Genomic DNA, 19,334 nt, shown 5'->3' on the forward strand with positions numbered 1-19,334 from the left:
TAACACGGGGGCTTCTTTTGAACAATTTTCTTGACGTCTTTTTTACTGGTTACTATTTGGTGGGGTACCTGGCTCAAATTGTCCTTCAGCGTTTGGCATTTGGCCAGGTCCGCCACCACCCATCATGCCTGGTGCCCCACCCATCATGCCTTGGGTTGACGCTGCTTCACCCGACTGATTAAAAGCACTCACCGTTGCCTCTAATGTAAACGACGTGGTCAACTGACTATCCGCCACACTACCGTCTGTCACTAAACCGTTTTGAGCATCGCCCGTAGCCGTCCCGCCTAAATGGAGCGTATAACTTTGGTCAATGACTAAATCTGGTGTACTAATCACTACAAATTGATAGTCACGAATCGGGGTAAAAGCTAGGAGTAACTCGTTTGAGGCATCAAATAGACTCACCATTTGATTGGCACTTTGTTTTTGATCGAGATAAAAACTAACGGTTCCTTGGCTTGAGCTGTCGCTAACGGTTTGAGCCATTGCTGAACTGCCGACTGCCACAAGCGTCCCACCAGTTAAATCAAACGTCCCATCATAATCAAGGGCACCGTCCCCACCAGATGTTGTGCCATTAACAATTAAAGTACCGCCGCTCATCGTTATGTTGCCGTTACTATCAACGCCATCGCCCTGCGCATCCACCACAATTTGACCGGCAGTTATATTAATAATTAAATCCTCATTCACGGCGCCAAAGCCACCCGGTGCGCCTTCTGTACTCGTGCTACTACCATCAGAGGCATTAATCCCATCGTCAGAAGCCACAATCTCAACATCACTACCGACTAATTGAATGCTCGCGGCTTCCAAGCCTTCCACCGATTGGGTAATCGCAATGGTGCCCCCAGCTAATGTTAGTGTTTGGTCGGCATGTATCCCATCATCGCCACTGGCTAAAGAGAAGGTGCCGCCAGTAATTTCAATGTCACCATTTGTATGTAAACTATCATCGGCACTATCAACGGTAAAATCGCCACTTGTGATTAAGACTTCGGTGCCCGCTTTTAAGCCTTTGTAACTTTCTTCATCGATTAAATCGGTACTATTTGCGCCACTAGCGGTCGTAATCTGTAACGTCGCTTCTTGAATTTTCAATGATGTTTCGGCTTGAATCCCGTCACGCCCTGCTTGAATGGTCATTAGGCCGCCTTCAATCGCTACATAACCTTTTTCGGATTCGCTATCGTTATTGGCTTTAATCCCATCGCCTTCTTGCGTCGTTAACGTATAATCGCCATCATAAATCGACACCATATCTTTGCCTACAACTGCATCTTTTACCGCTTCGATTTGATAAACACCTGAAATTAAAACGAGATCATCTTTACTAACTAAACCATTTTTATAGTTTCCTGTAATGGCTAAAGTCCCGCTTCCATTGATTGTCAAATCCGCTTGACTGTAAAAAACCGCGTCTTCTTTTGATTCTTCTGTTTGATTTTGGTATTCACTTGCATCCGTGAATGTATTAACCGTACCTGTAACCAATGTAGCAATGACCTGATCGGCTTCTTCAATCCAAATCGCCGGACCAAAATCATTGCTTAATGTGACACCATCAAAGATTAAATGAACCGAGTCTTCTTTACTGACGTTTACTTTTAACTGCCCATTGGTTGCACTGCCTGAAAGAATATAAGTGCCGCCTTGAGTAATTGAAACAATATTATCTGTACTTTCGGCACCCTCTCCTTCAATTTTCGTCGTGTCACCAAAAATAATTTTGGTCGCCGTTTCTTCGTCGTATTCGGTTTGAAAATCGACTTCTTGATAATTACCAAATACGTCACTTAAATCTGTGCTAACTTGTGTAATACTTTCTGATTGCGTAATTTGAATACTCGATGAAGCCGTTGTACTACTTTGACAAGCACCTAGTAATAACGCACAGACAAATAAACTGAGTGATCCTTTTTTCATTTGATTTCCCTCCTAACTATAGTGATTCTTTATTTGTAACAACTTTACCTAACATCACCGGTAAATTGCCATTCCGAACGCGCACTTCATCAATCAATTGCTTCTCATTTTGATTTTCTTTTAAAATTAATTGGTAACGTAATTCGTATAAACTCCCCATCGTCGTTGTTTTGACTGAAATGAGTTCCGCTTCTTTTGTATACAAATTAAATAAGTCGTCAAACAAGCCAGGATAATCTAAATCTTCAGGAATCGTTATTTTTAAAAGCCGCTCTTCCATTGGTGGCGCAAATTTAATATCAAAACGATATAAAATCAGTAAAAAAAGAGCAACGATTGCTGAAATAAAGACGATATACGTTACATAACCCATCCCGGTTGCTAAACCAATCGCCATCGCCCAAAAAATACTCGTAATTTCACGTGAACCACCGGCCACCGAACGAAAACGGACTAAACTAAAAGCCCCTAAAACCGCCATTCCAGTTCCTAAATTACCATTAACTAACATAATCACCGCTTGAACAATTAATGGTAAAACGGCAACTGTTACAATAAAACTTTTCGTATAGGTATTACGAACCGTATGAACATAAGCCACGACGAGACCCAATAAAATGGACGTCCCCACACAAATAAATAATTGCATGATTGTAAATGCAGTTAAATCACTAGGATACACACTTTGAAACATCATAAAACGCTCCTTCTTTTCTTAAATGTCTTTGATACGTTTGCGCGTATTTTGAAAAACTTGATTTTTGTAATTGGTATTGATTTAATAATTCCACGAACCACAACGGATAGGCACCGAGGGCTTTGACTTCCATTAACACCCCTAGCTCTGGCGCGACTAATGCACGATTATTTAGTGTACTTAAATCAAATGGTTCACTTTGATAAGAAATTTGTTGATCAAACGTCACGCGAAATTGTGCATCCGCTTTGCTAAAATAAGAAAGCCGTTCATAACTAATTAAAACTTTGGGTTTTAAATCTGGGTACTGATAAAATACCCAAGCCAATTCTCGACTAATTTGTGGTTGTTTTTCGTCCATTGGAAAAGCACCGCCTGCAAGCCAAGTTTGATAGGTTTCGTATGAAATTGCAATTCGACGTTTATAAACGACGCGATCAATTTTCTTTTTTAGTTCCAAAAAAACCAGCGAATCGGCACATGCCAACCCGTAACATCGCACCCGAAATTTTTCTTTGTAAACAGGTTTCTCCATTGAATGGCGAATCATTTGATAATTGTCTGTATCGTAATACAGCGACTGAATCAAATGGCGCCCGTATTCATCTTGCTCCATGTGTTCGGCTAAATCCGTTAAAAAATCGGCAAACCGCTCATTTGGAATGATATATTTTGTTTCTCTTCGCTCAAAAGCATATTTCTTCATCGCGCTCACCCTTTCTTGAAACCTAGTATAAAAAGTGAAACTTAAAGTTAGCTTAAGGGAAGAAATAAAAAAAACGCTAAAAGAAAAACAATGAACTGTTTTTCTTTTAGCGGCTTTTTACACATCTATCGTAATCCAATATTTCTCATACCAGCGTTTTTCCTCTGGATGAAAAACTTTTTCTGCATAAGTCCCACCATTGGCTTGAATAATTTTTCGACTCCCAGTATTCTCTGGATCGCACGTTAATAAGACTTTTGTTAAGCCTTGTTTTTTCGCTTCAATTAAACATGCTTGTAACATCTGCACGCCGTAGCCTTGACGACGTTTACTTGGCGCAATCGAATAGCCAATGTGTCCACCAAAGTCTTTTAAATAATCATTGAGTGCACAACGCAATTGAATCATCCCAATAATTTCGCGTGTTTCAAGATCGACATAGAGGTATTGAATGGCACGAACCAAGTGACTAGGAACCGTTGCAGGGTTTTTATTTCTCTCACTTTTTGCTAACCAATGTGCGACACTTGGCATTGTTTCTAAAGAGCCCATGCCTGCAATGGCACTCTTGTTTTCTTGCATTTCTGTTAAAAAAGCTTGGATTTCTGTTTGCCATTCAATCGTAGGCTCTACTAAACGGATATTCATCTGGCCTTACCTGCTTTCCTTCTCAGTAATTTTGACTAGTTTACTTGAATTTTTGTTCTTTGTAAACAAAAAAAGAACAGTGCTTTTAAAACACCATTCTTTCTTTGTTTGTTTTATTGTTTCTCCACTCGAATCGTTACTTCTTGACTAAGTTTCCCATAACGCGCGGTTACTTTGATTTCTCCGTGAGTCTCTGGCAAGGTTCTTAACCAACACACCGCTGATCCACCAATAATTGGCACATCCTGGCCGCCTAAGATTTCACCACCGGTTGTTTCTAAGCGGACACTGCCCATTAAAAATGGTAATAAGTTGCCTTTTTGGTCAACGAATTTCATCGTAAGTTTCGTCGCTGCCCAAGCATCCGATTGAACGAGCGTATCATGACTACTTGTCAAAAGAAAATCGCTTAATACCGGGTCATTTGCGTATTCTTTGACTGCCACCACTTCATCGTTTAAGTATCCAATGATATCAAGTGGGCCAAAGGGTTCGCCCCATAAAAAATTGAATTCTTTTAAAACAATTGGTGGATAAGGCAAGTGATTCAACGCGCCATTTGCTTCGCGCTCGTAAAAACCACGCGACTTGCCATTGTAACGCACTTCTACTTTATCGCAGTTCGTAAAGACGTAAATCGGCATGCTTTGTCCCATATTCCGATCCCCACGCGTCCAATTGGTTAAAGGCGCTAACACTGGTCGAATGGCTGGATCTTGTTGGCTTGCATAGACACCTGCGGCAAACTTGCTCACGCGGAAATTATCCATCACTCCATGGTAGCAAAAACGGTCGCCACTGCCGAAGTTTTCATGTGTGTGATAGTCAAAAGCACACCAACCAACGGCCCCACTGATGTTAGGATTGGCGTAGGCTGCATTTAAAACGACCGCATGACGCATCGCATGTTCAATCAAACGTTCTTCTTGATCAAAACGTTTCGTTGGGTACATATGGCCAGCATATTCCGTAACTAAATAAGGTACTTTTTCGCCGGCGACTTGTTCAACCGTCCGCAGACCAATTCGTTTGGTTTGAACATTATCGTAGGTTGCGATTTCACCAAGTTCTTGTTTTAAGCGTTTAATATCGCCGCCGTCATATGAGAAATCATTCATCGTATAGACATCTTCTAAAAATTCACTTTTTTCTAAGTAACGCACGCCGCCTGTTTGACGAGTTGGGTCTAATTGACGACATAACGCATTGGTTTTCGTATAGAGCCCATGATCGTCGCCGGATTCATTGACCCTAACTCCCCACAAAACAATACTTGGATGGTTGCGATCACGTACGACCATCTCTTCCACGTTTTGTAATAAGACCGCTTGCCACTCGCCCGTTCCAATGTGTTGCCATCCTGGAATTTCTTCAAAAACTAATAAGCCGAGTTCGTCACACGCGGCAATAAAAGCTGGACTTTGTGGATAATGTGACGTGCGCACCATATTTAAGCCTAATTCTTCTTTTAAAACACGGACGTCTTCTACTTGCCATTCTTCTGGCATGGCATACCCTACATACGGATAATCTTGATGGCGGTTTAAACCAATGATTGGATAATTTTCACCATTTAAGTAAAAACCTTCTTTCGTAAATACGGCGCGACGAAAACCAACTTTCGTTTGATACAAGCAATCGTTTCCTTCTAACACCGTTAATTCATACAATTGTGGGGTTTCAGGTGACCATTCCTTGACCGTCATTGCTGGAAAAGCGAGTTCGTTGCTGCCGACTTGACCTTCGTGCTCGAAAGTGACCGCCAGCCCTTCTCCTTTTAACTGTACTTGTAGTTGTGCCTTTTCTGACAAATTAAAGCTTAAATCGGCCCGATAATTTTTTGCTTCAAGGTTTTCAATTTTGAAAAAAGGTTCCGTCACATAGGCTCCTTGTCGCTCAATTAAGAAAACATCGCGGTAAATACCACCATAAGTCAAATAGTCAATTGCTCCACCAAAAGGCGGCACGTCTTCACGTTCGGAACTATCGACCACAACGGCTAAAATATTTTCTGCTTGTGACGTGATTAATTCAACTTCAAAAGGGGTATAACCGCCTTTATGCGTCGTTAAATATTCGCCATTCAAATAAACATCTGCGACGGCCATGACCCCTTCAAAACGAACAAAATGACGGCTATCATTTTTTAAATTTAATTTGCGGAAATAACAAGTTTTCTTTTGATAGCTTTTTTCATCAAAATAATTATAAGTCAGTTCAACGGTATTATGCGGCAACTGAACCGCTTCAAATGCCGTAAACGCTTTTTCTTTTTCAAGCCCGGATTGGTACGTTGCGCTAAAAAACCACTGATCATTAATTCTTTGTCTAAGTTCCATGCTTTTCATCCTTTTTCTTTGTTATTTTTACTTTACACTTATTATAAGACGCCCTATACTAAAAGAACAATCTCATTATTTGAGCAAAAAATTATACAATTTGAAACGAGGAGAAAAATGCGCTATTTGTTTGACCAACCGGATAAACGGCTGCCTTTATTTGTTGATAGCATTGGTTATGATTGTGAACAAGAAGCCGTGATTCGCCCCAATGGTTATCCTTACATTCATTGGATCCACACAAAGTCTGGCCAAGGAAAAATTCAAGTGGCAAAACAAAGATTTGATTTACCTGAGAATACAGGTCTTTTTATGAATCAACAACTGCCTCATCAATACGAACGAACGACTAAAGAATGGACCACCACGTATTTTACATTTGGCGGTGCCCTTGCTCAGGAAATCCTTGCACTCTTGCAACTCGACGCGCTACTCTATGTCACTGAAAATGTCGCTGAAATCGATCAATTTATTTTAGCATTAGCCGAACAAGTCACTCACGCCGCCCCTGGTTATCAATACGACATTTCTGGTACGATTTATCAATTTTTAATGTTGTTAAAGAAAAATTCACTCAGTCAAACAAAGGGTGACTACACGTACCAAAGCATTGTGGCTCCCCTGCAACGCTATATTGAAGCCAACTTCACCCAACCGTTAGGCGATCATGACTTTGCTCAACAACTGGGGTTTTCCACTCAGTACATCACGCGTATTTTTAAACAAGCACTACAAATGACACCGAACCAGTACATAAACACTTATCGACTTCGCCAAGCAAAAGTTTTATTACTGCAAGAACGCCACTTATCCATTACGGAAGTTGCGCAAAAAGTTGGCTTTCATAATGCTAATTATTTCATTACGACCTTTCGTAAATTTGAACAAATTACGCCACATCAATTTCGCCAAAAATATCAATAAATTCAAAGTCATTTTAGGCAAAGTAACTAGTATTTTAGCATAACATGATACAATAGAAAGAAAGTATTTTGTAGAAAGGAGCAATTTAACGTGTTCGAAAAGAAAAAACAATTAAATCAAATATTAAATCCTTGGCTCCATTCTTTTCAGAAAAGCTCCTATTATCAAGAGTTGGATCCACTTGAAAAGAAATTTTCGCTCACGGTCGTTAAAAGTTATGCAGACTTTATGCTCGTTGACTTTGATCGCTTACCAAATCGTTGGACAAAAAAAGAAACGGTTACTACTTTAAAAAAAATGCTTAAAAACTATGCAGACAACGACGATCACTTGTACGCAGCGATTCCTTGTTTAGGTACTTTTTTCTTATTTTTAGAGAGCCAAGGGAATTTGAAAAATAGCGACGCCTTGATTAACGGCTTGATGGACGTTGAAGAAAAAGTTTTAGGAATTAATTACGATGACGAACACCTGATAGCATTAGAAGAAGAAGCCCTCGCTTTTGCCAAAGAGATGGGACTCACTTTTGCGAATGTCGAAGAAGTACATGATTATATTGCTTTTTTTATCGCTAATATGGATCATCTTGATGAAATTCGTGCAGACATTGAAAGCATGCGCCCTTCTAAATCGAAGCAGACTAAAAAGAAAAAGACCAAGAGTGACCCAAATCTTTTATGCCCTTGTGGTAGTGGGAAAAACTTTAAAGAATGTTGCGGACGCTTTGATAACGTCATTGCCTTTCCCAATCGATTAAATCAATAGAACAAAGGAGTAAAATAATGGATTATATTGAGCAAAAAGAAATACTCGATCCTTTATTACAAAATTGGTTAGAACAATTTAAACAAACAAATTACTTTTCAGAACTTGACGTAATTGAACAATCCCAAACAGATTTTACCATACAAGCTTATGCTGATTTTATGTTGTCGTACCATAAAAAAATGCCACAAGACTGGAATAAAGCAGACACCATCAATATTATCGGTGAACTTTTTCCAATGAAATTAAAAATGGATGATGATTTTACCTATGCTTTTGCACGAGTCCTCTGTCAATTTCTTGACTTCCTTGGTGAAAAACAAATCTTACAAAATACCGAAGAACTAGTCGCTGGTGTCTTAGACGGCGACGAACAATTATTTTTGAAAACAACTTCACCAGAAGAAATAGACGAAATGGATGCCGCCCTTCAATACGCCGCTTCTATCGGTATGGACTTAACCGACGAAGCACAAGTGGATGCTTTTTTAATCGATTTTTTACAAGCAAATCCCTATGCACTTAGCGGTGCGCCGGCAAACAAACAACCGATTCGTCACGAGAAAATCGGTCGAAACAGCCCCTGTCCATGCGGTAGTGGGAAGAAATATAAGAAATGTTGCGGATAATTTGCGAATTTTTAGCTAAACGCGCTGCATAAAAAGCATAACGACAAAGAGCACAAGCAAATTGCGATGTGCTCTTTGTCGTTATGTTGCTACATACAACCTTGATTATTTTTTTGATCGCTTTGTTGCTACTTTTTTCGTAACAGATGCTGCTTAAACTTAGGGTATCTAAAAAAAGAGGGTATCGGATTTTCCCATTTACTTCACTCCATCCATCTCTTATCATAAAGAAGACGAATAAAAGGAGGGCATTTTTTTGAATCGGAAATATTACCATGATGAAGAACACATGCAATCGGCACAATTTGATGTTCTTTATAAAATAGGAAACCAAGGCTATTCCGAACATTTGCATTACCATGAATTTCATGAACTTTTTATTTTATTACGGGGTACAGTTGATTTTTTCATTGAAAATAGACGCTACTCGCTGACTTCAGGTAATACTTTGTTTATTCATGCAAAAGATATCCATCATGTCCAAGTAAAAGACCAACAAAATTATGAACGACTAATTTTCTATATCCATCCGCTTTTTTTAGAAAACCTTGCAACGAAACAGTCGCCCTTAACCGCTTTTTTCACCTTTGATCATACACCGCAAAGTTGCTTACTAAAAACAAACAAGGAAGAGCTACTGCCTTTTCTTTCTCCTTTTATGCTTAAAAAAAAGACGGAGAAATTCGGGGAAGATTTAAAACAACTCGCTGATTTTATTAACTTAATGGTTGATTTAAATTTAAAACAGCACGCTTTCGAAAAGCAAGCCGTCACCCCTCCGCGCTATTCAACATTGATTCAAGATGTCTTGCAATACATCCAACAAAATCTTGACCAACCGTTATTAAATGAAGAACTGGCTCAACATTGTTTTGTTAGCACGCGCCACCTCACTCGCGCGTTTAAACAAGAAACTGGTTTTACTCTGCATCAATATATTTTAAAACGGAGACTTTTAAAAGCGCATGAATTATTAAAATCGGAATGGAGCATTACCGAAATTTCTAATCAGTGTGGTTTTATTAATCATTCACATTTTATAAAAGCTTACAAAAAAGAATATGGTCTCACGCCAAAGCAACATCAATTAAAAATGAGTTTAAGATAAGCTTGGCTTTTTTTGACGCTTTTTTGTCTGAATTAACGAAGTCTTTCTTTTTAAAATCTTATAAGATAATGGAAACGCTATCTGGAGGCAGAAAATGAAACAAAAGACATTTCAAATTTATGATGGTCAAGAAGTTGTCCCGATTATTATGGACGACGGTTACGCTTCAACCAATATTGGCAAAATAAATTACCAGCAAGTGACTCGCGCGATGTAAGACCTGCGACAAGACATTGCGATGGTGACCGGGGCTATTGATTATAAAGAAGTACAGTTATGCTTTAACGATAGTCCTGAACAACAAGAACACCGTTTAAATCAAGGGAGCAAGAATCAAATTCCTAACCTGAGTTTCTCCCTTGAAAAACAAAATAAAAACGTAATGATTATCGGATCATTTACTGAAAGTCGTTTTATCCAAACGCTCTATCAAGAGCAAAAATTGCCTGAATTCGATGCGATCAAAAATGAAGGCGAAGGTTTTCTCATAAAAACCGTTGCCTTTCCGACGCCAGAAATTCCTTGTGCACTTGTGATTGTAGGAAGTGATCCACGTGGAACAATTTATGGTATTTACCATCTTTCGAAATTGATTGGTGTTTCTCCTTGGTATTGGTATAGCGATGTGCCCGTACCTATCAAAGAAAAAATTAATGTTGATACGCAGACAATTGTCCAAAAGGCCCCTTCCATTAAATATCGCGGCATTTTTATAAATGACGAAGAACGTACGATTGATTGGGTAAAAGAAAAATTTTCAAATGAACAAGGGGTACCTAGTGTTTACTTTTACCGCCATGTCTTTGAACTGTTACTCCGATTAGGTTTAAATACGCTTTGGCCGGCGATGCATGAAGGAACCGACGCCTTTAACGCCTTTGAAAATAAGCAAGGCGTGTCAGTCAATGCCGCAGAAGCCGCTCGCTATGGGGTGATTTTATCCGCCTCGCATTGTGAAATGATGTTACGTAATAATGTCGGCGAATGGCAAAATTGGTTTATTAAAAATCAAGCAAATTATTCTTGGCAAACAAAAAATTGGGATGACGCGTTTGATTACACCCGCCATAAAGAAGCTATTTTAGCTTATTGGAAAGAACGATTGGTTGCCAATAAAGAATTTGAAAGTATTTATGCACTCGGAATTCGCGGGGGACACGACGGTTCATATGCCAAATCTAATCTTGAAGCTACTTTTAAAGATGAAGTGGCGATGTTAAAAGATGTTATTCGTGAACAAAGACGATTAATCGCAGAAGTTCATGGTGATCCGGATGCGGTCCCACAAGTATTTATCCCTTACAAAGAAATCGGTTATTTGTACAACAACGGTCTAAAAGATTTTATTGATGAAAAGGTTATTTTAATGTGGGCGGAGGATAATTTTGGCTATATTCGCCAAGTTCCAAATGAACTCGAACGAAAACGCCCAGGTGGTACAGGAATTTATTACCATCAGTCCTACAAACTTGCTTGGGATATTGATTCTCTTCACGAAGCAACGCTCAAAGAAGATTTTTTCATCCCGCAATTACGCCGCGATTACTCATTAAACGAAGATTTGACAAATGCTTTAGCCGATGTTTTGCTAGCTTATTCAAAACTAAATGGCACGAAACGCCCGGAACATTTCGGGACAGAAAATTTATCGTCCATCGAAACACCTTTATTTAAAGAAGAACACGCTTTTCCTTTTAGTGTGATGCATGCTGGTGACGAGGGTCAGCGCCTCATTGATCATTGCCAATCTTTAGTTACGACTTTAAATGCCATTCAAGATGAATTATCTGACGAACAAAACATTGCCTTTTATCAACAAATTTATCACCCCATTTCGTCTTATGCTTACATGGCCGAACAGTTTGTTTATTTTTGGAAATATCAATTAGCCGTGTCACAAGGGCGTTTTGGGAGTGCACCTCTTTTAAAAAAACTATCACTAAAAGCACAAGAAAATATTCAACAAGCCCAACAGAAATTTTGGACCATCAATCAAAGCAAATGGCAGTATAGCATTGGTTATAGCCACCCAATTGCTTATTACGGTGGTGTCAACGAAGGCATTGTCATGTTAAATGAAGCGCATTATCAACCACTTGAATCCAGTTTTCCTACAATCGGTGCGGCTTGTGAAGATCAACTTGTTCCAAATACGGGTACTTTATATTTCCACTCAAAACTTGAACAAGAAAAATTTATCGACATCTTTAGCAAAGATGGACAAGTCCAACACTGGGAAGCACAGGCTGATTCATGGATTCGTCTTTCCCACTCTCATGGGGCAACAGCTAGTGAAGAACGCCTCTGGGTAACGATTGATTGGTCTCAACTAACGAACAGCCAGAGTGGAACAATTACCATTTCTCAGAAAAATTCAACACAAATCATTGCGACTTTTCAAGTGCAGGCTACTCTTTCGAATCTAGTATTGCCACCCAAAACAGCAATGGAGGCGAATGGTTATCTCTTAATTGAAGCGGGCAATTATTCAAAACTCGTTAACGGGCGAGATGCTAGTTACTGGCAATTTATCCCCAACATTGGGCAACGAAAAGGCGTGATGAAAGCGTTACCCAATGATGCTATTAGTATCAGAGAAAATTTACAAGATTCTGCACAGATTCATTACCACGTTTATTTCGAACGAACAGGAACCTTTTACGGCAAACTTTACCGCATCCCAACCTTAAATGAAGGCGTCGAAGCCGATGGGCGTTTGCGGACTTGCCACTTAGCAATTGGCTTAGATGATGACATCCCAACGTGTGCAAATTTACTCGGAAATGATCATTGGGGAAGTGAGGCTTGGGCAAATAATGTGATGCAGATGAGCGAACCGCTTGTATTTTCAATTACCGTTCAGCAGCCTGGGTGGCATACTTTAGTTATTTATCGAGTCGATGCTGCTATTTTATTTGATCGCATCTTAATTGAAACCATTCCAGGTGCTGGTGGGCAAGCTTTAGTTGGTCCAATCGCTAGTCCACATCATTTTTAGTTTATTTGCTTCATTGAGTTATTTTCTAAATACTAAAAAAACCAAAACAGAGGAATTAGCGACCTTCTGTTTTGGTTTTTACTTTATTTCATTTTTTTATACACTTGATATTGATTCGCTGAAATCATATTTCGGTCTTGTTCTGGGTAATACGCTTCCCAATCTTCTGGTATTGTGATTGCTTGATCCTTATTTTGGTGATTCATCACAAAATAATAACTTACTTGCTCATTTTCGCGAGAAATAATTTCAACTCCGGGTGGGGTGACCAAAGTTTCTGGCAAAACATCGGCCAACTGATTCATAAAACGATGCATCAACTCACGGTCTAGTTCGGTTCCAACATAATATGCTTTGCCCTTACCATAGGAATGAACGGTAATCGCTGCTTCTTTGGCATAAAACTCAGAAGCATAAGTCGCGATGACTTCCGCTGATGTTGGGGTTAAAATATCCGCCCATTTGCTTCCAGTAAATATTTCCCCTTCTAATTGCACTTGCACATCCACATCGCGTAAACAATCGTATTCATGCACTTCAACACCGAAAACCGCACTTAAATCGCCTGGTAATGCTTGATCAATGAGACATAAATTATTCCGTTCTTTCACTCCTGTGCGCATCGTAACGACTAGATGGCCACCTTTTTCCACAAAATTTGTGTAATGTTGGGCTTGCTCTGGGCTCATTAAATATTGTAGTGGCGCGATGACTAACTGATACGGCGACCAATCCTCTAATTCTTGAACAAAGTCAACGGCAATATTTCTTTGATATAGTTCGCGATAATAGGTGTACAAATGGTCCAAATAATTCAAATCGGGGTGGTGTGGTTGAATTTGCATAGCGTAATGTTGTGCATAGGAATGGACAATGGCTACTTTCGGTTTTGGAAGGATTCCTTTGACTTCTTTCATCAGTGGTTTTATTTTCTGAATCAAAGTTTTGATTTCAAAATAAGAGCGTCCAGGTATTCCCGAATGAGGTAAAATACCATGCCAATATTGTTCAGTCCCCATCTTACAAGAGCGCCAACGAAAATAAACAATGGTATCGGCTCCATGTGCAACGGATTGAACACTCCACAGACTAATTTCGCCAGGTTTTGGGGTTCTCCCTAAAATATCCCAACCAGAAATACTCGATTGTTGCTCCATTATCCAAAATCCTGCTTTTTTTATACTGCGAATAAAATCTAATTCTGCTGCAGCAAACGCTCTTTTTGTGCCATAATTTTCCTCTACTTTATCTTTTTCATAATTACGCCAATAACCTTCTAAATACTGGTCATGACTAACAAATTCCAATTGTTTCGCCAAATCATGGTAGTTCACAACATTGGAAAAACCCATTAAATTATGCGTGATAAAACGATTTGGTGAATGTTCTCGAATTATTTGTGCTTGAAAAGAATGAAATTCATTGATTAAATCGGAATGGAATAGCTGCCAATCCAATGCTCGAGAGGGATTTTGTCCAGACGCCGTATTTTTAGGTGCATGAATTTGAGTAAAACTTTGATAGTCTTGACTCCAAAAAGTCGTACCCCAATTTTGATTTACCGCTTCGATAGTACCGTATTTACCCTCTAACCACTGACGAAAAGCGGCTTCGCAATACGAACAATAACACAAATCGCCATGACTATTCCCCAACTCGTTATCGACTTGCCAACCAATTACTTGCGGGTGCGCCCCAAAATGACTCGCAAAAGCCGTCACATACTGTTTAATTTGTTCACGATACCCTGGATGTGACTGACAATCATGGTGACGACCGCCAAAGTATCGGCGTGCCCCATCAGAAGCCATTGGTTGAATGTCTGGCATTTTTTCGATTACCCAAGCAGGTGGCGCGGCCGTGGGGGTCCCTAGAACAACTTTTAAATCAAACGCTGCACACAAATCAAGAACTTTAGCCAACCACTCAAAAGAAAACGCTCCTTCTGCTGGTTCCAAAGCACTCCACGAAAACTCTGCTAAACGAACAACGGTTATCCCCATTTCCTTCATCATGGACAAATCAATTGACCAACGCTCCTCATCCCAGTGTTCGGGATAATAGTCCACACCAAATTGCAAATTTTCCATTTAAACTTCCTCTCGTTTCTTTAGTTTTTATTTATTTTAACACCTATAAAAAACGAAGATAATGGCCTATACTGTAAATGACTAACCTTTTCTGTAATTATTAGTTTCATATTTTTCAGTTAGATCTAGGAGGGAAAACAATTGATTCAGATTTTTGATGGCGGCATTCACACCAAACATAACAGAGGTTTTATCATGAAACGTAAACATGGCTTGCCAGAATTCTTATTACTTTTCATTAAATCAGAAGCTGTTTTTATTTTAAATGGGATCAAAACAATCGTTGCTCCACCATCCATTGTATTGATCAATCAAAAGACGGCCTATGAATATGCCAATCCAAACGGTGCATACATTGATAGTTGGTTGCATTTTAACCTGAACAACAAAACTGATTTCCCCTCATTAGATATTTTAGGCAATCAATTTTTTACTTGTCGGAAAATTCCTCAGTTAGAAACTTATTTAGAAAAAATTCTTTGGGAAAAAGAATATGCTTCTACTACTTTTAAGGAAAAAAATATTGAGTTATTGTTTCAATTATTAGTTAATAACCTCGTTGATGCTTATGAACAAAAAGACCATTTAATCCATAACCATCCTTATTATTATTCATTTCAAGAATTGCGCTTAAAAATACAAGTCAATCCAACGATTGCTTTATCTGCAAATGAACTCGCAAACACATTAAAAATAAGTGTCTCTCATTTTCATCACTTATACAAAGCTTTTTTTCAAACGACTTTCAAAAATGATTTCATTCGTTTTCGCATCGAATATGTTAAAAAAATGCTGATAACAACAGATTTAACAATTGAAGAGATTATGATTGTCTGTGGTTATCAAACTGCTGTTCATTTTTATCGCCAGTTTAAACAAATAACGGGGACTACTCCTAGTGAATATCGAAAAAATAATGAGCGATAAATCCATAGAAAAAAAGAGGAAAAAGCGATTTGAAAACTTTTTCCTCTTTTTTTTATTTTCCAGTTGGGCGATAATGACCCGGTTCTGCCTTGGTAAAAATTGCTAGACGATTCCAACTATTAATCGTATTAATCGCATACATCAAATCAACAAATTCTTTTTCACTAAAATGCGTAAGAATTTCCGCATATTCTTCGTCACTAATTCCGTGTGTTTGAGCTACTTCCGTCATTTTTTCCGTTAAAGCCAATGCCGCGCGTTCTCTTTCAGTATAAAAGTCTGTTTCGCGCCAAGCATTTAATAAGTACAATCGTTGCTCGGTTTCACCTTTAGCACGGGCATCTTTTGTATGCATATCTAAACAATATGCGCAGCCGTTTATTTGAGAAGAACGTGTCTTCACCAGTTCAAGCAACGCTGGTTCTAGCGTCGTTGTATGAATATATTGTTCAAATGCTAGCATCGTTTTAAAAGCATCTGGGGCAATTTGTGCGTAATTGAGTCGTGCAGTCATTTTTATCCACTCTCCTTTATTTTGAAAAGAAATTTCTTTTCCTATTCATCATACGCCTGTTTTCAAATTTCTTCAAAAAAATGGCTTGTCAGTTCAATCATTATAGGTATTTTCTAAAGCACGCCCAAAACATCCGCCGCCTTCATCGGGGCTGCGCGTTCAAAACTAGAGGTAATTACTTCTTTGGCTTCATTTTCACTACTACGGACAAAGGCGGTCATCACTTCTAACACGTGAAAAGTTTGCGAAACATTGGCGCGAATTGGACGGTTTTCCTTTAATGCTTGGGCCATATCAGCCAAGCCTAAGCCTCGTGAATTTTCTTGATAATCAAAAAGTAACGGAATTTCTTTATATTCGGGTGTTTCTGAGCGTAATAAATAGATTTTCTCTCCAAAAAAATTGGGATCGGGTACTCGTAAACTCCCTTTTGAGCCATAAATTTCCAAATGTGCCTGTTGGTTAGAAACCACGTCAAATGTCGTGGTTAAATTGCCAATGACGCCATTTTCAAAAGTTAAAATACCACTTAAATACGTGGGAACGTCTACTTCGATGGTTTGACCTTGCTGCGGTTGACTTGTAATTGTTCGCGTTGCAAATGTTTTTTTAGCAACAGCCATGACACTTTCAACACGACCAAGCAAATTCGTTAGTGCCGTCAAATAATAGGGACCCATATCCATCATCGGTCCACCGCCAAATTGATAATAAAAGGCTGGATCGGGATGCCAACTTTCATGGCCACGACAAAGCATCGCCGCATGAAATCCTACGACCTCGCCGATAAAGCCATCGTCAATTAACTTGCGACACGTTTGAAGGGCAGCACCTAAAAAAGTATCCGGAGCGCCACCGAGTGCTAATTGTTTAGCTTTGGCAAGGGCGACTAGTTCTTCGCCTTCGGAAAGCGTCGCTGCTAATGGTTTTTCTGAATAAACATGTTTACCGGCTAATAAAGCAGCCTTGGTAACAGCATAATGTTCATAAGGACGGGTTAAATTTAGAATAATCTCGACTTCTTCATCGGCAAAAGCTTCTTCCATCGTTAAATACAATTTAGGGATTTGATAGTCTGCAACCGCTTTTTGGGCACGCTCGACGATTAAGTCACACACCCCGATAATTTCCACTTGCTGGAATAAACTGGTTAAATTTTCTAAATAAATACCGCTAATGGCTCCGATTCCAATGATTGCAATTTTAGTTGTTTTCATTTCCTCACCTCAATACATTTTGGCGTTATTTTCAAAACGATCCGTTGTCAGTTTCATTTCAGTCGCATAGGCTTTACTTTCACCTGCCCATAGCAAGCCTTGTTTCATCAATTGATGCGCACTCGGGCTATGGTCAAACACCTCGTCATGATGCCCCAGCGATTGATAAAAGACGCGGCCGTTGCCCCAAAACTTAGTCCAGGCAACTGGCATATCGACAACCTTGTTGGAGATATGATAATACGGAACGTCTGAATGTGGGAAACGCGTCGTTGCTAGTACTTCTACGGCTGGATCAACATGCAAATAATAATGTTCACTGCAAACTTTGAAATCTTCTAAACCCGCTACGATCGGACTAGAACCGTGATTGATATTGACCATATACTCAACACCATCTCCACCAGGATGCGAAACCCATTGTCCACCAGTCATAAATTGCCACTGCGTATCCTCTCGGAATGCATCACACATTCCGCCATGACAACCGGCTAGACCCATTCCAGCTCCGACAGCTTTGGATACATTTTCTTGTTGTTGCGAAGAAATAGTCCCCATTGTCCAGCAAGCAACTAATAAATCGTATGTTTTTAATGTTTCAAAATCTTCTAAGCAAGTCAAATTATCTTGAAGAGAAACGACCCAATTCCCTTCTTCTTCTAACATTTTAGCAAAACGTTTACTCGTTAATTGTGGTTCGTGCCCGTCCCAACCACCTTGGATAATCAATGCTTTTTTCATTTTTTCCTCCTTAAATCGCACACGCAATTCCTTGTTGTTCTTTTGCTGATTGAAAAGCTAGTTCAATAATTTGAATCACACGTAACGCTTCTTCTGCTTTGACCAATAAATCTTGTTTGCCTTCAATTGCTTCTAGTAGATTATGATAAAAAATATCGGCCGATGAAAAACGATGATATTCATTGCCTCGCGCATCTTTAATCGTTGGCAAAGCTTTTTCTTGGACGGTACTATCTGGTCTTGGGGCCATCGTCCGTGTCGGTCCAGCCGCGGTATAGACAATATCGTTTTCCCATTTCATCGCTTGATTATCTGCTAATTGAACAATTTTACCTTCACAAGCCCAATTTTCAATCCAAAAAGTCCCGTTTTTGCATGAAACGTGCCAACGCGGAGCCGGAATGAAGCAATTGGTCGCCACTTCCAAAATCACTGAGACCTCGTTTTCAAACATTAAAGAAACTTTGATATTGTCATCGACTTCTTTGGAATGAATATTAAATAAATGCGCATGTACAGAAACGACTTTTTCTGGAATCAATTGTAGGGCTTGATCAATTAAATGCACTCCCCAGTCATACAACATCCCGCCACCGTTGATTTCATAATCACGCCAACCATGTAAAAAAATACTTGAACCATTCACACGACTTTCAATAAAGTAAGGTTTGCCAATATCGGACTGGTTCAATACTTCTTTAACGATTTGGAAATCATGATCCCATCGGCGGTTTTGATGAATCGTAAACAGCCCCGTCGCTTCTTTTGCTTCAGCGATAATTTCTGTTAAATCCGTACTTTTTAAGACAACCGGTTTTTCACTAACGACGTGTTTGCCGGCACATAAAGCTTTGATGATATATTCTTTATGAGAATCATTCGGCGTGGCAACAATCACGACTTCGATTGCTTGATCGGCTAAAAGCGCTTCTAAATCTTGATAAACATGTAAATTTTTTTCACGTGCTTCGGCTTTGGCTTCTGGGCGTACATCTAAAATACCCGTTACGGTCAATTCTTTTATTTGTTGGCTAATTGCATCTTGGTGCCACTTTCCCATCCCGCCAAAACCAATAATTGCTGCTTGTTTCATCAATAATAT

16 protein-coding genes and 1 pseudogene are annotated in these 19,334 nt (G+C 39.3%); 7 read left to right on the forward strand and 10 right to left on the reverse strand.

Translation table 11 applies throughout. The annotated features are described in order from the left end of the window. Positions 1 to 42: 42 nt before the first annotated feature. From JOD14_RS05145 to JOD14_RS05165, 5 genes are all read right to left on the reverse strand, one after another. Complete coding sequence (locus JOD14_RS05145) at positions 43 to 1,929, reverse strand: carbohydrate-binding domain-containing protein (protein ID WP_204653765.1); 1,887 nt, start codon at positions 1,927 to 1,929, stop codon at positions 43 to 45. 16 nt (positions 1,930 to 1,945) lie between these two features. Next, the gene (locus tag JOD14_RS05150; RefSeq protein ID WP_204653766.1) at positions 1,946 to 2,623 is read right to left on the reverse strand and encodes a DUF4956 domain-containing protein; all 678 of its coding nucleotides are present in this window, start codon (positions 2,621 to 2,623) and stop codon (positions 1,946 to 1,948) included. Next, positions 2,601 to 3,332, reverse strand: a complete 732-nt coding sequence (locus JOD14_RS05155) for a polyphosphate polymerase domain-containing protein (RefSeq protein ID WP_204653768.1) — start codon at positions 3,330 to 3,332, stop codon at positions 2,601 to 2,603. Before JOD14_RS05155 ends, JOD14_RS05150 begins: the two co-directional genes overlap by 23 nt. 117 nt (positions 3,333 to 3,449) lie before the next feature. Beyond that, positions 3,450 to 3,980, reverse strand: a complete 531-nt coding sequence (locus tag JOD14_RS05160) for a GNAT family N-acetyltransferase (protein ID WP_204653770.1) — start codon at positions 3,978 to 3,980, stop codon at positions 3,450 to 3,452. A 113-nt stretch (positions 3,981 to 4,093) separates the two neighbouring features. Continuing rightward, positions 4,094 to 6,319, reverse strand: coding sequence for a glycoside hydrolase family 2 protein (locus JOD14_RS05165; protein WP_204653771.1), 2,226 nt, complete (start codon positions 6,317 to 6,319; stop codon positions 4,094 to 4,096). Positions 6,320 to 6,436: 117 nt separating this feature from the next. Here JOD14_RS05165 and JOD14_RS05170 point away from each other — a divergent pair, with 117 nt between their 5' ends. The 6 genes and pseudogenes from JOD14_RS05170 (at position 6,437) to JOD14_RS05190 (ending at position 12,743) form a co-directional block, all read left to right on the forward strand. Then, complete coding sequence (locus JOD14_RS05170) at positions 6,437 to 7,243, forward strand: AraC family transcriptional regulator (RefSeq protein WP_204653772.1); 807 nt, start codon at positions 6,437 to 6,439, stop codon at positions 7,241 to 7,243. A gap of 90 nt (positions 7,244 to 7,333) precedes the next feature. Continuing rightward, positions 7,334 to 8,008, forward strand: a complete 675-nt coding sequence (locus JOD14_RS13505; RefSeq protein WP_204653773.1) for an SEC-C metal-binding domain-containing protein — start codon at positions 7,334 to 7,336, stop codon at positions 8,006 to 8,008. A 524-nt stretch (positions 8,009 to 8,532) separates the two neighbouring features. Continuing rightward, positions 8,533 to 8,637: pseudogene (locus JOD14_RS13600) on the forward strand (SEC-C metal-binding domain-containing protein); the annotation flags it as partial. A 256-nt stretch (positions 8,638 to 8,893) separates the two neighbouring features. Beyond that, positions 8,894 to 9,745: an AraC family transcriptional regulator gene (locus JOD14_RS05185; protein WP_204653774.1), complete on the forward strand. Its 852-nt coding sequence runs from the start codon at positions 8,894 to 8,896 to the stop codon at positions 9,743 to 9,745. A gap of 94 nt (positions 9,746 to 9,839) precedes the next feature. Further along, positions 9,840 to 9,962 (forward strand): hypothetical protein, encoded by a 123-nt coding sequence (locus JOD14_RS13345; protein ID WP_275581278.1) that lies wholly within the window; start codon positions 9,840 to 9,842, stop codon positions 9,960 to 9,962. Between the two features lie 21 nt (positions 9,963 to 9,983). Next, positions 9,984 to 12,743, forward strand: a complete 2,760-nt coding sequence (locus tag JOD14_RS05190; RefSeq protein WP_204653775.1) for a glycosyl hydrolase 115 family protein — start codon at positions 9,984 to 9,986, stop codon at positions 12,741 to 12,743. A gap of 83 nt (positions 12,744 to 12,826) precedes the next feature. Here the strand turns inward: JOD14_RS05190 and JOD14_RS05195 are convergent, their stop codons facing one another. Beyond that, the gene (locus JOD14_RS05195) at positions 12,827 to 14,833 is read right to left on the reverse strand and encodes a beta-galactosidase (RefSeq protein WP_204653776.1); all 2,007 of its coding nucleotides are present in this window, start codon (positions 14,831 to 14,833) and stop codon (positions 12,827 to 12,829) included. Positions 14,834 to 14,974: 141 nt separating this feature from the next. On the opposite strand from JOD14_RS05195, the gene JOD14_RS05200 reads away from it, so the two are divergent. Beyond that, positions 14,975 to 15,760 carry a helix-turn-helix domain-containing protein gene (locus tag JOD14_RS05200; RefSeq protein WP_204653777.1) on the forward strand — a complete coding sequence of 262 codons (786 nt, stop codon included), beginning with the start codon at positions 14,975 to 14,977 and terminating at the stop codon, positions 15,758 to 15,760. Between the two features lie 52 nt (positions 15,761 to 15,812). Here JOD14_RS05200 and JOD14_RS05205 read toward each other — a convergent pair whose 3' ends face one another. The 4 genes from JOD14_RS05205 to JOD14_RS05220 form a co-directional block, all read right to left on the reverse strand. Further along, positions 15,813 to 16,274, reverse strand: a complete 462-nt coding sequence (locus tag JOD14_RS05205; protein ID WP_204653778.1) for a carboxymuconolactone decarboxylase family protein — start codon at positions 16,272 to 16,274, stop codon at positions 15,813 to 15,815. A 113-nt stretch (positions 16,275 to 16,387) separates the two neighbouring features. Then, on the reverse strand, positions 16,388 to 17,491 hold the full coding sequence (locus tag JOD14_RS05210; RefSeq protein ID WP_204653779.1) for a Gfo/Idh/MocA family protein: 1,104 nt from the start codon (positions 17,489 to 17,491) through the stop codon (positions 16,388 to 16,390). A gap of 9 nt (positions 17,492 to 17,500) precedes the next feature. Beyond that, entirely contained in the window at positions 17,501 to 18,232 is a 732-nt protein-coding gene (locus JOD14_RS05215; RefSeq protein WP_204653780.1) for a ThuA domain-containing protein, read from the reverse strand. A 10-nt stretch (positions 18,233 to 18,242) separates the two neighbouring features. Beyond that, positions 18,243 to 19,325 (reverse strand): Gfo/Idh/MocA family protein, encoded by a 1,083-nt coding sequence (locus JOD14_RS05220; RefSeq protein ID WP_204653781.1) that lies wholly within the window; start codon positions 19,323 to 19,325, stop codon positions 18,243 to 18,245. Positions 19,326 to 19,334: the final 9 nt, after the last annotated feature.

Source organism: Enterococcus lemanii (assembly GCF_016909125.1).
In the GTDB taxonomy this organism is placed as follows: Bacteria; Bacillota; Bacilli; order Lactobacillales; family Enterococcaceae; genus Enterococcus_I; species Enterococcus_I lemanii.

Coding starts and splice junctions, on each gene's coding strand:
- JOD14_RS05145 (WP_204653765.1), bottom strand. CDS start 1,929: ATGAAAAAAGGATCACTCAGTTTATTTGTCTGTGCGTTATTACTAGGT.
- JOD14_RS05150 (WP_204653766.1), bottom strand. CDS start 2,623: ATGTTTCAAAGTGTGTATCCTAGTGATTTAACTGCATTTACAATCATG.
- JOD14_RS05155 (WP_204653768.1), bottom strand. CDS start 3,332: ATGAAGAAATATGCTTTTGAGCGAAGAGAAACAAAATATATCATTCCA.
- JOD14_RS05160 (WP_204653770.1), bottom strand. CDS start 3,980: ATGAATATCCGTTTAGTAGAGCCTACGATTGAATGGCAAACAGAAATC.
- JOD14_RS05165 (WP_204653771.1), bottom strand. CDS start 6,319: ATGGAACTTAGACAAAGAATTAATGATCAGTGGTTTTTTAGCGCAACG.
- JOD14_RS05170 (WP_204653772.1), top strand. CDS start 6,437: ATGCGCTATTTGTTTGACCAACCGGATAAACGGCTGCCTTTATTTGTT.
- JOD14_RS13345 (WP_275581278.1), top strand. CDS start 9,840: ATGAAACAAAAGACATTTCAAATTTATGATGGTCAAGAAGTTGTCCCG.
- JOD14_RS05190 (WP_204653775.1), top strand. CDS start 9,984: ATGGTGACCGGGGCTATTGATTATAAAGAAGTACAGTTATGCTTTAAC.
- JOD14_RS05195 (WP_204653776.1), bottom strand. CDS start 14,833: ATGGAAAATTTGCAATTTGGTGTGGACTATTATCCCGAACACTGGGAT.
- JOD14_RS05205 (WP_204653778.1), bottom strand. CDS start 16,274: ATGACTGCACGACTCAATTACGCACAAATTGCCCCAGATGCTTTTAAA.
- JOD14_RS05210 (WP_204653779.1), bottom strand. CDS start 17,491: ATGAAAACAACTAAAATTGCAATCATTGGAATCGGAGCCATTAGCGGT.
- JOD14_RS05215 (WP_204653780.1), bottom strand. CDS start 18,232: ATGAAAAAAGCATTGATTATCCAAGGTGGTTGGGACGGGCACGAACCA.
- JOD14_RS05220 (WP_204653781.1), bottom strand. CDS start 19,325: ATGAAACAAGCAGCAATTATTGGTTTTGGCGGGATGGGAAAGTGGCAC.